Here is a 15,832-nt window from a genome sequence, read left to right on the forward strand (position 1 = left end):
AGCTTTTCGTTACGAGAAAACGGCAGATTTTGGAAGGAAGGAATACAAAGTGAAAAAGGGAAAAGAAATTGATCTGATGCATGGACCGTTAGCGAGCAGTATGACCGGATATGCGCTGCCGGTTGCGCTGACGGGGATCCTTCAGCAGCTGTTCAATGCGGCGGATGTGGCAGTCGTGGGCCGGTTTGTCGGAACGGGAGCGATGGCAGCCGTCGGGACAGACAGTCCACTGGTCGCCCTGCTGATCAATTTTTTCACTGGTCTGTCTCTGGGGGCAACGGTAGTGATTGCCACCGCGATCGGCGAAGGAGATAAAGAAAAAGTGCACCGCGGCGTGCATACGGCTTTGCTGCTGGCTTTGATCGCCGGAATACTGGCCGCTGTGATCAGTGAAATAGCGGCGGTACCGCTGATCGGAATGATGGACGTACCGCAGGAAGTATTTTCGATGGCGGTCCTTTATATGCGGATCTATCTTGCCGGTCTGCCTGTGATCGTGCTCTATAATTTTCTGTCTGCTGTTTTCCGCAGCGCCGGTGATACGGAAGATCCGCTGCTGGCGCTGATCGTGTCCGGAAGCGTCAATGTCATTCTGAATATTTTCTTTGTGGCCGAAGTTGGAATGAATGTCGATGGGGTCGCACTGGCAACGGTGATCTCCAATGCGGTCAGTTCCGGGCTTCTGCTTTTCCAGCTCATCAAAAGCGACAGGGAGATCCGTCTGCGCAAGGAGGATATGAAGATCGACCGGAAAGCGATGAAAAGAATATTGATGATCGGCGTGCCTTCCGGTATTCAGGGGATGATCTTTTCCATTGCCAATATCATTATCCAGACCGCTATCAACAGTCTGGGAACGGCCGTCATGGCCGCTTCATCTGCTGCTTTCAATATTGAAGCTTGTGCCTATTATGTGGTGAACGCTTTCGGACAGACCTGTACGACTTTTGTCGGCCAGAATAATGGAGCTGGAAACAGAGAACGATGTGTGCGCTGTTTATATGATGCACTGGGACTGGATTTTGCCTTTACAGGTATTTTATGTGCGGTGCTGCTGCTCTTCGGCCGCCCGATTCTTTCGCTTTTTAACGAGAACCCAGCAGTGATCAATTATGGATATATACGGTTGGAAATCATCTTTTTCAGTTTTATCTTTTCCATCATTCAGGAAGTTCTGTCCGGGTATCTGCGCGGATACGGCATTTCTGCCCGGCCGGCGCTGATCTCAGTGATCGGCATATGCGGGATCCGGATCTTCTGGATCTTCCGTGTTTTCCCCCGATATCCCCGTTTGCAGACGATCTTGCTTGCTTATCCGATTTCCAATGCCGTTACGGCAGCGGTCCTTGTGTTTGCGGTGATGCAGTTCCATAAGTATAGAAATGAAAATCTGAGATTTCAGTAAAAAAAACTGCAGATGTCTTATCTGCAGTTTCTTTTCTGTTATTGATACTGATAGCTTGGAAATGGTTCCGCGAATACTTCTGCACGGTAAACGGCAGCCTCTCCGGTCTTCATGTCAGCCGTGCACATATAAGCTTCTTTGGTGCCGGGGCGGATCTGAATGTGCGTGGACTTGAGCATTCTGCCTTCGTCCCTGCCGGGGATCAGGATCTGTCCGATCGGAATGCCGAAGGAATTGAAGATCAGGAATCTTCCCTGACTGCACATCGAAACATAAAGATTTTCATCCTTGTCCATACAGAGGGAATCCGGACCTTCATAGCCGGTGAAATGATAGAGAACGTTCGATTCACACGGGGCCGGCGACAGGCCGTCTTCGGATAATCCAATGCGATGTAACAAGGCCCGGCTGAATTCCGTGACATAGAGATTTTTTCCGTCCAGGCTCAGTCCGATGCCGTTGGTGGCAGCCATGCCGTTAGGAATGACGGGATGAACGGTTTTCTCATCGGGTTCGATATAAAAGATGCCGGCGCAAGGATCTGCGGCAGTTCCTTCCAGATCGGAGCAATAGAAGCCGCCTTTGGCATCAAAGACCATATCATCGATCATATGGCCGTTGTTTTCCCAGATCCGATTGGTGATTTCACCGGTTTCCGGGTCCATGACGATGATCATGGAGCCATGATCGGATGCGGCGATCGTCGCAAAGAGCCGGCCGTCTTTATGGATCTTAACAGCGCTGGGGGCCATGTGCTCCGGCAGCTGTTTGAAAAGATGCACAGTGCCTTGGGGCATGTCGATCTTGTAGATTCGTCCCATCGGGCAGTCGACAAGATACATATCGCCTCTGCGGTCAAAACAAATACCTTCTAAAATGTTCAGCCCGGGCTTGACATCGTCCATGGGGATCTTGGCAAACAGTTCTGCCGTTATTGTTGGCAGGTTCTTTTCGTTTTCCGGAATTGGATAGACGGATCGTCCTTCCGGATAGACAAGCTTTTCCATTTTTATACGCTCCTTTCAGTCATGAACTTTGAAAGCTTTCAGCAGTCTTTCGCCCATGCCCGGCTGATCCGAATCATGATTGCCTTTGCCTGTATCCAGCTGACGGATTTCCTTCATTTCATCCTCGGAAAGCCGGAAATCAAAGAGATCCAGATTGCCGGCCATATGGGCCGGATTGGTGGATTTCGGCAGTACGACAACTCCTTCCTGCACTTCAAAGCGCAGGATGATCTGCACCGGCGTCTTTCCATACTTCTCAGCCAGTGTCTGAAACAGCGGATGATGCAGAAGTTCGCCGCTGCCGTGGCCGAGCGGATAATACGCTTCCATACGGATATCATCCTGCTTCATCAATTTTCGAAGTTCCTGCTGCTGAAAGAAAGGATTGAATTCCACCTGATTGACCGCCGGTTTGGTCGCAAACTGCGGGATGTATTTCTGAAAGAGTTTCGGCGACATATTGCTGACGCCGATCGAGCGCAGTTTTCCGGCCGCTTTCGCTTCTTCCAGTGCTTTCCATGCTCCCGCTACATCAAAATACGGCTGATGCAGCAGGTAGAGATCGATATAATCTGTTCCCAGCTTCTGTAAGGAAGCATCGATGCCTTTCTTGGCTGCTTCATAACCGTAATCCTGCAGCCAGAGCTTGCTGGTGATGAAGATCTCACTGCGGGGAATGCCGGCGTCGGGTACGGCCTGGCCGACTTCTTCCTCATTGAAATAGGCCGCAGCCGTGTCGATATGTCGATAGCCGGCTTTCAAAGCATCGGATACGGCTTAGTAGGTCGAGCCATCGTTGGGGATCATGAAGACCCCGAATCCGACGGCCGGAATTTTATTGCCGTCATTGAATGTAAAATATTCCATTGATCTTGTCCTCCTGACTACATTTATAGTAATGTTTCCTTTTTCTCAGAGACACCCCATGGGCCTGAAAGATGCGGTTTAATTCCCATTCTTTGCCAATCTGTTGCATATTACTCATTCTGAAGTTTCTTGATGTCGATAAAAACGGCAGGAGCGATTATCATTCAATCGTAATCAGGCAGAAGCCTGAACGATCAAGGAGGTAACGAAGATGGCAAACGTGATGACGATCTTCTTTTCCATGAAAGGACAGACGATCGGTCCGTTCATGAAGATCCGCAATCAGGAAATCGGCAATACCGCGATGGCAGCCGGTTATGTCCAGAATGCGGTCGGAGGAGAAATCGCGGAGTTGGTTCCGGATAAGCAGTATCCGAAAGATCACATGGAACTGATCCGCGAAGCGCAGGATGAATACGATAACGGCGTGCGTGTGCCGCTGAAAGAATATCCGGATATCAAAGATGCAGATACTGTTTTTCTTGGATATCCAAATTGGTGGGGACATCTGCCGATGCCGGTGGTCAGCTTTTTGGAACATTATGACTGGACCGGTGTGAGGATCATTCCTTTTTGTTCCAATGAAGGCAGCGGTCTGTCAGCCACAGTGGAGGATATCCGCAAATACGCCGCGCATGCGCAGGTTGAAAAAGGCCTGTCCATCACCGGATCGCGGACGCAGAAATCCGAAAAGAAGATCATGAAATGGGCAGAGAACCAACTGAATGCGTAAGAAAGGAGATACAATGAACGAAATGAAAACTTACCAGCTGAACAATGGAACTACGATCCCAAGCATTGGCTTTGGTGTATTTATGATGCCGCCGGAGGAGTGTGAAGCAGCGGTCCTGCAGGCGTTCCAGGCCGGCTATCGGCTGATCGATACGGCCAATGCCTATATGAATGAACGGGCGGTCGGCCGGGCGATGAAAAAATCCGGTCTTCCCAGAGAAGAAATTTATCTGACCACAAAGATCATGCCGATTGATTTTGGTTATGAAAAGACCAAAGCAGCGATCGATGCTACGTTGAAACGGCTGGATACGCCGTATATCGATTTGCTTCTGCTGCACATTCGGTTTGGGGACTACCTCGGCGCCTGGCAGGCCATGGAAGAAGCCGTGCAGGCAGGCAAAGTAAAGTCGATCGGTTTTTCCAATTTTGAAGCACCGCAGATCGAAGATATTGTAACGCATGCGAACATTATGCCGGCCGTCGATCAGATTGAATGCCATCCTTATTTTCAGGAACATGAGATCCGTGCTTTGCTGAAAAAGTACGGCATTCAGGTGGAATGTTACTATCCGGTCGGACACGGGGATCAAAAACTGCTGGCCGAACCGATCCTGAAAGAGATGGCAAAGAAATACGACAAATCTGTGGTGCAGATCATTCTGCGCTGGCATGAGCAGGAAGGTTTCATTCCGCTGCCGAAATCCACGAATCCGGATCATATCAAAGCCAATTTGGATATTTTTGATTTCGAACTGACGGAAGCAGAAATGAACCAGATCCGCGGACTGGATACCAACCGGAGCTACTTCCAGGACTACTATGATCACACCACGGAAGAGGAGCATGCCAAACAGTTTTTGAACATTCCGCATCCGGATTATGATGCGCAGAAATAAAAAGAGGTTTTGTTTATGAAGAAAATGCTTGTGGTTTATTATTCATGGTCAAACGGTAATACGAAACGGATCGCAGAAAAACTTGCGGCGGCCGCAGGGGCGGATCTTGCCCGGATCGAGACGGTGAAGCCGTATACTGGTTCCTACAATGATGTCGTTGCACAGGGACAAAAGGAAGTCCGGCAGGGCTTTCTGCCGAAGATCAAGCCGCTGGCGGCAGATATCGATGATTACGATGTCATCGCCGTAGGGACGCCGACCTGGTGGTATACCATGGCACCGGCTGTCCGCAGCTTTCTGCACAGTCAGAACTGGAACGGAAAAACGGTGATCCCGTTCATGACCAACGGCGGCTGGCCCGGCCATGTCATTAAAGATATGAAAAAAGAATGTTCCGGCGCGGATTTTCCGCTTTCGATGCAGATCCGATTCGATTCGAACGGCGGCGATCAGATGAAAACACCTGAAAAAGATGTGGATGCTTGGATCGCAAAGGTAAAGAGGCAGCTGGAAACAGAGTAAGGAGAGATACGATATGTTTGAAGAAGAAAAATTACAAATGACAGAGGAATGGGATAAAACATTCCCGAAAAGTGAAAAAGTCGATCACAAGAAAGTGACCTTTCATAATCGATATGGTATTACGCTGGCGGCGGATTTATATACGCCGAGAACATACAGCGGCAAGCTGGCAGCGATCGCGCTGTGCGGTCCGTTCGGCGCTGTAAAAGAACAGGCTTCCGGCTATTATGCCCAGACATTAGCAGAAAGAGGTTTTCTGACGATGGCGTTTGATCCATCCTTTACCGGCGAGAGCGGCGGCAAGGTGAGAAATGTGATGTCTGCGGATCTTTCTACAGAGGATTTTCAGGCAGCGGTGGACTTTCTGTCGGTGCAGGACAATGTAGATCCAGAGAAGATCGGCATTCTTGGCATCTGCGGCTGGGGCGGCATGGCGCTGAACACAGCGGCACTGGATACCCGGATCAAGGCAACGGTCGTTTCTACGATGTATGATATGACCCGGCTGACAAGAAATGGGTACTTTGACAGTGAAGATACGCCGGAACAGCGCTATGAAAAGAAAAAGGCGCTGAATGCCCAGCGCACCGAAGATTACCGCAGGGGGACCTATGCACGAAGCGGCGGTCTGCCGCAGCAGGCAGCCGAGGATGCCCCGCAGTTTTTGAAAGATTATGTAACGTACTACCGGGGACGTGGTTATAACCCGCGTGCCGTCAATCCGAACGGCGGATGGAATACGACCTCCGATCTTGGACTTCTGTCCATGCCGATCCTGCAGTACAGTGATGAGATCCAAAGCGCCGTTCTCATGATCCATGGTGAGAAAGCCCATTCTTTATATTTCGGCAAAGAAGCGTTCTCACACTTAAAAGGCGAAAACAAAGAATTCATGTTGATCCCGGGAGCCTCTCATACCGATTTGTATGATACCGATAAGATCCCGTTCGATCGGATCGAAGCATTTTATCGTGAATATCTTGGATGATGGGTTTGATCCGATGAACGAAGCCATGCATCCAGCCCGTTGCACACTAAGGTGATGGTGATCTGGATGATGTCTTCCAGGGGGATGCGTTTCTGATCGGCGACCCACTGCCGGTAGATGGAAAGGGTTGACTGCGAGACAAAGGCCATGATGATATTTTGAAGATAGGGATCTTTTGCCTTGGCGTTTTCTTCTTTCCATGTATCCCGCATGATCGCGTTGACCATCCGGCGGTTGATGTAGTGGTAATTGCCGCTGCACGCCAGACGTTCTCCGAATTTTCCGGATTCTTCCATGCTTAGATAAAAGGCACGGGTGATTTTATCCATGTCATACGGCGGCTTGAGATTCTTGATCCGCTCCATAAAGCGCTGGCTCATTTCGTTCTGCATTTCACCAAGCAGATCGTCCAATGAATCATAGTGAAGATAAAACGTCTTGCGGTTGATGCCGGCCCGGTCGGTCAATTCTTTGATCGTGATCTGTTCGTAATCCATTTCGCAGATCATATCCGTAAAAGCACTGCGGATGGCTTCCCGGGTGCGTGTGACGCGCATATCTGGATGTTTCTGTGTGCTGTTTCCAGTTTTTTGTTGAGATGTTTTTGTGGCCATAAGGATCCTCCTGGTTGATTCTAAATGTATATTACCATGTGAGGAATAATGGACACAAGGGAATATAGAAGAATGTTGATAAGAAAGGAAATGTTGTATGGAATGTGAAGAAACAATCGTGGATACAAGGGACTATCGACCGGAAGAAAGAAAAGCAGGAGAACGGATCAATCACCTGTTGTTTCTGCTGAATCAAACAGAGCCGTCTTCTCCGGAATATCGCAGTCTGCTCAAGGAACTGTTCAAAGACAAGCTTGGCGAAGGAAGTTTTGTTGGTGCGGGGCTGCATGGCGCAGCGCTGGATCGGGTCACGATCGGCAAGGATGTCCTGGTCAATACGAACGCTTTATTCATGGCCCGAGGCGGCATCACCATTGAGGATCATGTGATGATTGCTTCCGATGCTTCGATCCTGACAAACAATCATGATCCATATGACCGCAGAGTGCTGCCCTGCCGTCCGGTCCTGATCAAGGAAGGCGCCTGGATCGGTGCGCATGCCATTGTTCTGCCCGGTGTCTGCATCGGGCGCTATGCGATCGTAGGCGCGGGCTCCGTGGTGACGAAGGATATTCCGGATTATGGCGTAGCGGTGGGCAACCCGGCACGTGTCATCCGGATGCTGGATCCGGATAAGTTCCCGGCCAGTGAATGATTTTCACCAATAAACCTGCAGATTCAAAAAGGTCTGCAGGTTTTTTTGTGGAAATATTTGATGTGGTTTGCGGTTAAATGGTGCCGGTTGCCTTGCCTAGCTTTGCTTGAACGTTCTTTATGGTTGTTTCAGATTCTTCTGTCAGAGATCCCGCTTCTGTTAATATTGGCGTATCTAACAAAGATTTGATCGTTACTGCGAAGCTTGCGCAGGAAGCAATGATTTTCTTCGATTCCGAAGAATAATTTCTATAGTCATTTCCTTCATTTTTCAATATATCTTCCATTCGATAAATCAGCGGTAAAAAGTAAGCATCCAGTCTGGCAAGAAGATTGTAATACATATAGCTTCTTCGCCGGATCGATTCGCATTGTAAAGATGCAGCACTTAATTGTTCATTGATTTGATTGGCTTCTTCTTGATTGATGTAAGCATTTTCGAGATTTTTCTTCGCGGCTGTGCTCGTCACAAAGCCCATGACCATCAGTGCCGGGCCGGCGACCAATCCGCCAAGTACATACATACCGCCAGTCATACCGAGGCCGCCGGCAGCCAATGATCCACCGCCAAAAAAGGCCAGCGTTGCATTTCTTGCCGCGGCACCGCTCAGTGAAGCGATTGCTGTTCCTGTCGAAGCCGTAGCAAAAATCTTAGCGGAACTGTAAGCGCCGAAAGCAACAAGTGCTCCGCTTGCTGTTCCGGCAGTGACACCGCCAACAATCGATCCTGCAAAATTGACCATGGTCTTCATATCTGCAAATTCTTTTGAGTCAATATGGAAATTTTTCAGTTCTTCCAGGCCGATGGAATCTCTGAAATCTACATTCTTGATTTGTGCGAATGCTTCGATAAATTCATTCATACTGTTGTTTAATACAAAAAGCTTTTCCTCGCCAAGCCTGCCGAGCGCTTTTCCGCAAGCCTGTTTTTGCACATCTAAGGTTTTTGATGATTCATCCACAAGTTCCTGCGCGGATTGATTGATCTTGGACGCATTGTTTGCATTTAGTCCGGCCTGCACAGTGTTTTTGATTCCGATCCCGCTGGTTGTGACCGCTATACCGATAAATAATGGTAATGGCATATTTTCACCCCTTATATCATGACAAGGTCTTTGACGCCTTCAAAAACCGTATTCCGACGATTGTTTAGCTCATTGACCATTCTTTCGATCGTTAAATAAGGTCGATCGGTTGTTTTGATCCAGTTGATTTCTTTTTCAATATCCATGATGGTCTGCATACTGCTTTCAAGTTCCAGGAAAAGAGCTTTGTCTACATCCAATCGCCGCACAAGATGTTTGATCAATCTTCTTTCATTATCGTTGGCATTCCCGTCACTGTATGCAATGGTCAACAGATCCCAAATCAGAAGCTTGGGTGTGATATATGCATCTATACTTGGCTGAGACGTAAGAAGCGCTTTTTCCACTGCATCCTGAAGAAAATCATATTCATCATCATTATCGATCACTTTATCCAGTTCACGATGACAGTCCTGCATGATTGCATCTTTTTTCTCGGCAAAATGAGGATCCAGTTCCTTTGCGAGTTCTTCGAATTTCTTTTCTTCAATATCTAAGATTTTACCGTCAGCGACCATGAGATAATAAATGATCTTTATGGCCGATTCGGTCGAAAGCACCGGATTATTTGTGTTTTTAACTGCTTCTGGTTCCTCTTTTTTCTTAAAGACATTCTTTACGTTTTCCGTTGCATTCAATGCAGTTTTTTTGGCGTTGTCTGCAGCTTGCTTTGCGCTTTCTGCATTGATTTCCGGCATTTTCACATCCTTTACGGACTGTTTGATTGTTTCGGTTGAATCTTGCAGTTTATCCTGAATATTTTTCAGGCCGCTGCTGATATCGATCTTGGGCATATATTTTCTCCTTTCTACAAAATGAAGGCTTCGTCAGAATCCATCAGAGCATCGAATTCTTTTTGATTGGTAAACTGAGGATCTCTTCCGAGTATCTTTTGAATAGTTACATTTCCTTTGATGATCTGGTTGGAATTATCTTCCGCTATTCCTTTTTGAATATCATTGAAGCCATTCATAAATTCTGTAATATCTTCCGCAAGGAATATCGTTACTTGCTCGGTGAGCCATTGTTCATATTCCCTCAATCGCTGAATATCTGTTTGTTTCTTGATCTCAGTCAGAAGCAGTTTTTCATGTATCAGTTCTGCTTTCTTTTTCTCAGACGAGATTTCTTTTACAATCGCATAGGTGGCTCTTCCTGCACCAACATAGTTATATCGAGCCGCAAATTTACCTGAGAAAAGGATCCAGTTTCCTTTTGATTTCAATGCCGCATGAACGGCAGCATCTGTAGTATCCGCAGTTGTAAATGTCATCGAAGCAATAGTCAGCATGCGGTTCACGGAACGATTGTTGAATGGAATTACTTTTTGCCAGTCAATGTCTTTGTATGTACCGCCGTTCTGTTTCATGATTTCCGTTTGTTTGATTAACTCTGCGACAAAATATAGAACTCGTGTAAAAATTTCTACAAACAAAACAGGGACTGCCTGCTTTTTTGCAAGATTGACCGCAGCCAGTTCATGCCGCAGATCGATTTTCTGCTTTTGATAAAGATTATTCATAGTCTCTGGCAGACCTGTATCTTTTAAGATCGGAAGTGCTGCTATTTCATAAAACAGTGAAATGAAAACACCCGGAATGCCCATTCCGGCGCCGGCGGTATTCTTAGAACCGCCCATGTCACTGACAAGATGGCCAAACCAATTGTCGGCGCATTTGGCAATCTCGATCAAGATTGGCGTCGATGCAGCAAGATGAGCGATTCTATGGATATTCTCAGGTAATTTGTGTCCATATTCTTCTTCAAACGCTTGTTCGTCCATTGTGACAAGCCAGTTCAAAATAGCGGTAATTACTGCCGGTATAACATTTCTGATAATGTCTTCTCTGGAAGTTTCAATAAATACAAAATGCCATTCGCCGTCACGATTAACAAAAATACCGATTCTGAGAAACTGAACGATGAGTGCGGCCAATAAACCAGCCGGAGTCGGATGATGGGCCAGATCGGCAAGATGGTGATTCTTTGCGGAAACTCTAATATTTGCACCTTTCCACACATTGTCTTGATCAACTTTAAATTCTTTTTCTAATTCGGATATGGCATCTTTCAGTCTATCTTTATGAATGCCTCTGGCCTTTGCGTATTCCTGAATAAAGTGATTGACTTGTTTATGCGAAAGGCCAATAGTTCCCTTGGTCATTGTTGTTTCACCAACATAGACTGCATCGATGATTCCTGCAACGATACCGGCTCCTACTGCGAGTGCATATTCAGTACGGTCGGCATGATTTGTATATCGGTCCAGTTCGCTGTTGATACGAACGAGTTCTTTTTGAATATCTGCTTCCGACATTGAGTTTTTTGAAGATGTTTCTACCTGTACCTCTGCATTGATGATTTCTTCATTATCGAAAGATTTTATTTGTGGATTGTTTTCGGAGAGCACTGAATAGGTGCCCTTCAGGATCCTATGATATTGTTCAGATTGAGCCCATGTATTACTTTCATATAGACGGGTGGCCAAAAGAGATTGGCTGTCTTCTTGAGAAAGTATTTTATCAATGATCTGATTCGCATTATTTTCATCCGCAAAGTTATCAAGATTTAATGCTTTTTGAAAGAATTCACTTTGATTGACTTGATCGGGATCATAGCCATGTATTTTTAACAGTACTTTGATTAGATGGTCTGCACTTCCATCACAAAGAACGGCAGCGCGATCAGCAGTCAGCTCACTGCAGTATGCCCAAAACTGTAGAGCTTTAGACAAAGATGGTGTCAGTATATTATCAACATCGGGTATATTCAGTATACGGTCATTTGTCTTACTCATTATTTGTATGGCCATGGAATAATACAAAAAATGCGGATCGGCAATATGACCGCATTCATGTGCAAGTACACTGGCGATGAGAGCTGGTTCTGTCTGTTCTGCTAAAGCAGAGGTGATGTAAATAAATGGGTGTGCACAACCGCCGACCGCCGCATGCATCTTCGAGGAATGTACGCAGTAAAGTTCCGGTAAATCGATCCCTAGCTTTTCACAAATTGGCGGCAGTAAATGATAAATCTCAGGCATATTATTTTTACCCAACTGTACCCCATCGGATAAGATATGATTTTTAACAGTTTGTTCATCACAATTCTTAATGCAGAGCTCACGAAGTTTCTCAGTTTCAGGAAACCGACTGAATGCCTCGAATGCGGTCTTATCTAAATCATGAACGTAAAGTTCCGGACGGAAAGCCATGATACATTTCCTCCTTTTTCGATATTGGTTGCACAATGCCATCAAGCTTACAATCCAGCGTTGTATAATGCGTTTTTAAATATTTTCACGAACGCGTTATGTTTCACCATTTTGCCATTGTATTTACGCTGAGTTTTGATTGTTTGATCAGTCAGCGTTTTTTACATTTGTGATAAAGGATAATGGTCATTCTATTTGTCTTAGGACATACTTTTAAAATAATTATTTCTGTTTATTTTATTATGAAGGTTTTTCTTTTATTTTGGAAGATTTAATATAATAAATTTAAGAAAGCTAAAACAAATGAGGTGGATCATCGTACTATGTTCGAGGATTGCGGTATTGATATTCATTTCTATTGTTGGAGGGGGGAACAGAAAATGGAGAGAGTGCTCACAGAAATACTTCTATTGATTCAATTTATTCTTATCGTCCTTTGCGTTGCCCGATTTTATAAAACCGTTTGTGGAAATACACGAACGAACAGATGGAAAACCGAATCTTGCATGTTTCCTGCAGGAAGTACGGCCGTACCTTTGAAGGAACGCAGAACAGTTTGAAGATGGGAATCATGCATAAAGAAATAAGTTCTACAAAGACAAAAATCAAAGGCGGAGCAGTCGTAAATGAGCCAGAATACATCAGTTATGCGCGCAAAGTTTACTGTCCGTACTGCAAGTCAATGGAGTGGGCGGACATCCAAGATATCGATGAAATCAGTGAGGAAAACCGGCAGGCCGTAAGACCGTATCTCATCCAGCTCATTATAAGCGTGATCGCGATCAGTACAATTTATTCGTTGCTTGCCAAACTTGTCAGTGTCATTTTCTGAAGCTTGTGTGAAATATTGTTATTTGGATTTTATAGTAATTAGCCATTATACAGAATCATCGGAACAATCAGTTTTATTCTGATTGTTTCGGTGTTTTTTTATGTGTTGATGAACAATTCAAAATATAACGTAAGAAAAGCATCATGAATGTGCAATATACTTTTGAATCATTAATATTGTTTACGACCATTAAATTTATAATAACTGATAAAAAATTTATAAAAGGTGATTATTGATTTGAATAAAGCAATATTAAATTGTGGAAAACCATGGTTAATGTTATACTTATAAAGGTATATATAAGCGCATACATTCTACAAAGTATGTGAATTCTTTATGGAGATATAAGACCATGGCAGTAAGCTATAAAAAACTTTGGAAAATGTTGATTGATAAAGAGATGAAACGTACTGAATTGCGTGATGCAGTGGACATGAGCACCAATACATTGGCAAAGCTGGGGAAAAACGAATATATCTCTTTAGAGATGTTAGATAGAATTTGCACATATCTTAACTGTGATATTGGTGATGTAATGGAGATTGTTCCTTCGAAACAAAAGGATAAAGTTTAATGAACATAGAAGAGTACAGTTCCAGATCAATGAAATACACATTCTGATTTCCAGCATTTTACCAAGAAATCAAAAGATTACTCTTTGATGAGAATTTATTAAATCTATGATAGCAGCAATCGTAAAACAATGTACGATACGAAGCAATAAGAGGCAGATCATGTTTAACGAATCGTACGCTGGATAAGGACGACTCCTCACGTATAGGTATTCGTGAGACTCAGATAATTCCTTATACCGAGAAAAAGACATTTGATAGCTTTTGGTGGCATGGCCCCACCATTTATCAGCCGATAGGTTACGCATCATCGAGATTTGGGACGGTTTGAGTCCAAATACAAACAACTAGCTATAAATAAGCGTAAAACGAAGTGGAATATCTGTTATAAACAAGCAGCTTGTTTTGCTTTTCTAGAATTAAATGAATTGTGCGGCACTGTCACGTGTGATAGACTACTTATATTGGCATGTGTCTCATATTAATTGTTTAAAGCTAACATGAATACAATAGATATAGATTATAAAAATTAGGTAAATTATTAAAAAAATATAACAGCGCTTTATAGAATAAAAATATTTTTCTATATGTAACTGCAATAATAAAGCTGTTTTAAAAAATTATATAAATCTTGTTTGCATAATTTATAGCATCGTTGTATGGTGGCGAGATATTAAGATATGTCAATCTGAAGCTAAAAAAAGGAGCAATGACAACATGTGGTGTAAAAATTGTAATATAGAAACCAATGAAAATAATTGCCCCATCTGCGGAGAAAAAACAGTCGAAGATATACCTACAGAAGTTTATTGGTGCAGTGAATGTCGTGTGCCGGTCATGCAGGAAGTTACACAGGCTGATAAGGGAATTTGTCCACGATGCGGAAAACATATGAAGCATTTATCGTCCGATATTCGGCCTGTTTTTCCAGAAGAGAGGTTGTTGATTGAACTAATACTGGATAAGGAACCTTATGAGTGGGCAGAATCTTCGGTATGGGCTTCTAACAGCAGGTATTACATTGATGGTAAGTCAGTCGCTTTACCAAGTAAATTTTTTAGGGAAGCAAATGCTGACGGATATATTGAACAACTAAAAAAATATAAAGATAACAATCCACATGAAGGTTTTAAAAAGTTTATTGATGTTTTTATAGAAGCAAACAAGACACGTCTAGATTATTTGATTGATGAAGCTCATGGATTTATCAAGAAGGCTGCACAGAAATTCCCAGAGGAAAATATTGTGCTGTCTTTTTCTGGCGGTAAAGATTCTACAGTTACAGCAGACTTAGCTATAAAAGCGTTAAGTGATCCAAGTTTAGTTCATATTTTTGGTAACACTACACTTGAATTCCCGTTAACGGTTCAATATGCAGAAAGGTACCGTCGAAATCACCCGGAGGCTATTTTTAAAGTTGCAAAGAACTATGAACAGGTATTTTTAGATGTTTGTGAAGATATTGGGCCTCCTGCTCGAATGATGAGATGGTGCTGTTCAATGTTTAAAACTGGACCTATCACTAGAGTGATTAACGGACTTTATCGGAATCAACAAATATTGACTTTTTATGGCATCAGAAAATCTGAATCTGCTGCTAGAAGTAAATATAACCGCATTGAGGATGATGCAGAGTCAGTCAAGATTCAGCAACAAACCGTAGCCTCTCCTATTTTTTTCTGGAAAGATATGGATATTTGGCTCTATATTTTGTCTGAGAAGATTGATTTTAATGATGCATATCGTCTTGGATATGATCGAGTTGGATGCTGGTGTTGCCCGAATAACAATCAAAGGGCACAATTTTTATCGCGAATCTATATGCCGGAAGAATCTAAACGGTGGCGGAATTTTCTTATTGAATTTGCTAAAAAGATAGGAAAACCCGATCCTGAAGAATATGTAGATTCTGGAGCATGGAAAGCTAGACAAGGTGGTAATGGATTAGCTGCTGCTGGAGATGTAAAAATACGCTTCACGAATTGTACTACAGAAGATCATGCAAAAATTTATCGTTTAGTTCGTCCAATGAACGATGAATTTTTAAATATGCTGACTCCGTTCGGACGTGTAGCTCCAGAACTTGGTCAGAAATTATTGAATGAAGTATTGGTTTTAGATGTTAAAACAAATGTACCGATTTTATCTGTACAACCATTTGAACAAGATGGGTATGAACATGCCGTAAAAGTCCGCACCATGAACGTTTCTAACCATGATAGTTTGCAACATATGGTTGGATATCAGGTGCGAAAATTTAATGCATGCAGAAAATGTTTGAAATGTGAATCTATCTGTAAGGCTGGAGCAATCTCCATTTCTGAAGATGGATATCATATCGATCCGCAAAAATGTGTTCATTGCAAAATGTGTGTTACAGCTAAATATTTACGAGGCGGCTGTATGATGGATAAATATTTGCGTACGAAAGATTAGGAGGA

General features: G+C 43.9%; 15 protein-coding genes. 9 read left to right on the top strand and 6 right to left on the bottom strand.

Features of this window, described 5'->3' with window-relative positions; translation table 11 throughout:
- Positions 1-49: 49 nt before the first annotated feature.
- Entirely contained in the window at positions 50-1,405 is a 1,356-nt protein-coding gene (locus tag HNQ47_RS03350; protein ID WP_221247968.1) for an MATE family efflux transporter, read from the top strand.
- A gap of 38 nt (positions 1,406-1,443) precedes the next feature.
- Here the strand turns inward: HNQ47_RS03350 and HNQ47_RS03355 are convergent, their stop codons facing one another.
- Entirely contained in the window at positions 1,444-2,412 is a 969-nt protein-coding gene (locus HNQ47_RS03355; RefSeq protein ID WP_183327532.1) for an SMP-30/gluconolactonase/LRE family protein, read from the bottom strand.
- A 15-nt stretch (positions 2,413-2,427) separates the two neighbouring features.
- Complete coding sequence (locus tag HNQ47_RS03360) at positions 2,428-3,174, bottom strand: aldo/keto reductase (RefSeq protein WP_246346037.1); 747 nt, start codon at positions 3,172-3,174, stop codon at positions 2,428-2,430.
- Positions 3,175-3,490: 316 nt separating this feature from the next.
- On the opposite strand from HNQ47_RS03360, the gene HNQ47_RS03365 reads away from it, so the two are divergent.
- From HNQ47_RS03365 to HNQ47_RS03380, 4 genes are read left to right on the top strand one after another with little or no spacing between them, the layout of a single operon-like run.
- Positions 3,491-4,012 (top strand): flavodoxin, encoded by a 522-nt coding sequence (locus HNQ47_RS03365; protein WP_183327534.1) that lies wholly within the window; start codon positions 3,491-3,493, stop codon positions 4,010-4,012.
- A 13-nt stretch (positions 4,013-4,025) separates the two neighbouring features.
- Positions 4,026-4,910: an aldo/keto reductase gene (locus HNQ47_RS03370; RefSeq protein WP_221247969.1), complete on the top strand. Its 885-nt coding sequence runs from the start codon at positions 4,026-4,028 to the stop codon at positions 4,908-4,910.
- A 15-nt stretch (positions 4,911-4,925) separates the two neighbouring features.
- Complete coding sequence (locus HNQ47_RS03375) at positions 4,926-5,432, top strand: flavodoxin family protein (protein WP_183327537.1); 507 nt, start codon at positions 4,926-4,928, stop codon at positions 5,430-5,432.
- Between the two features lie 13 nt (positions 5,433-5,445).
- Positions 5,446-6,420 (top strand): alpha/beta hydrolase, encoded by a 975-nt coding sequence (locus HNQ47_RS03380; RefSeq protein WP_183327538.1) that lies wholly within the window; start codon positions 5,446-5,448, stop codon positions 6,418-6,420.
- Here HNQ47_RS03380 and HNQ47_RS03385 read toward each other — a convergent pair.
- Positions 6,399-7,034, bottom strand: a complete 636-nt coding sequence (locus HNQ47_RS03385) for a TetR/AcrR family transcriptional regulator (protein ID WP_183327540.1) — start codon at positions 7,032-7,034, stop codon at positions 6,399-6,401. The two genes, HNQ47_RS03380 and HNQ47_RS03385, sit on opposite strands and share 22 nt — an antisense overlap.
- A 97-nt stretch (positions 7,035-7,131) precedes the next feature.
- Between HNQ47_RS03385 and HNQ47_RS03390 the strand changes: the two genes are divergently transcribed.
- Positions 7,132-7,689, top strand: coding sequence for an acyltransferase (locus tag HNQ47_RS03390; protein ID WP_183327542.1), 558 nt, complete (start codon positions 7,132-7,134; stop codon positions 7,687-7,689).
- A gap of 73 nt (positions 7,690-7,762) precedes the next feature.
- On the opposite strand, the gene HNQ47_RS03395 is transcribed toward HNQ47_RS03390, so the two are convergent.
- From HNQ47_RS03395 to HNQ47_RS03405, 3 genes are read right to left on the bottom strand one after another with little or no spacing between them, the layout of a single operon-like run.
- The gene (locus HNQ47_RS03395) at positions 7,763-8,773 is read right to left on the bottom strand and encodes a hypothetical protein (protein WP_183327543.1); all 1,011 of its coding nucleotides are present in this window, start codon (positions 8,771-8,773) and stop codon (positions 7,763-7,765) included.
- Between the two features lie 11 nt (positions 8,774-8,784).
- Positions 8,785-9,567, bottom strand: a complete 783-nt coding sequence (locus HNQ47_RS03400) for a tellurite resistance TerB family protein (protein ID WP_183327544.1) — start codon at positions 9,565-9,567, stop codon at positions 8,785-8,787.
- A 14-nt stretch (positions 9,568-9,581) separates the two neighbouring features.
- On the bottom strand, positions 9,582-11,987 hold the full coding sequence (locus tag HNQ47_RS03405) for a M48 family metallopeptidase (protein ID WP_183327545.1): 2,406 nt from the start codon (positions 11,985-11,987) through the stop codon (positions 9,582-9,584).
- Between the two features lie 487 nt (positions 11,988-12,474).
- Between HNQ47_RS03405 and HNQ47_RS03410 the strand changes: the two genes are divergently transcribed.
- From HNQ47_RS03410 to HNQ47_RS03420, 3 genes are all read left to right on the top strand, one after another.
- Positions 12,475-12,819: a hypothetical protein gene (locus HNQ47_RS03410; protein ID WP_183327546.1), complete on the top strand. Its 345-nt coding sequence runs from the start codon at positions 12,475-12,477 to the stop codon at positions 12,817-12,819.
- A gap of 352 nt (positions 12,820-13,171) precedes the next feature.
- Positions 13,172-13,393: a helix-turn-helix domain-containing protein gene (locus tag HNQ47_RS03415; RefSeq protein ID WP_183327547.1), complete on the top strand. Its 222-nt coding sequence runs from the start codon at positions 13,172-13,174 to the stop codon at positions 13,391-13,393.
- Between the two features lie 715 nt (positions 13,394-14,108).
- On the top strand, positions 14,109-15,827 hold the full coding sequence (locus HNQ47_RS03420) for a phosphoadenosine phosphosulfate reductase domain-containing protein (RefSeq protein WP_183327548.1): 1,719 nt from the start codon (positions 14,109-14,111) through the stop codon (positions 15,825-15,827).
- The last annotated feature ends 5 nt before the right edge of the window (positions 15,828-15,832 follow it).

Origin of the sequence: Catenisphaera adipataccumulans (genome assembly GCF_014202755.1) — a bacterium.
Lineage (GTDB): Bacteria > Bacillota_I > Bacilli_A > Erysipelotrichales > Erysipelotrichaceae > Catenisphaera > Catenisphaera adipataccumulans.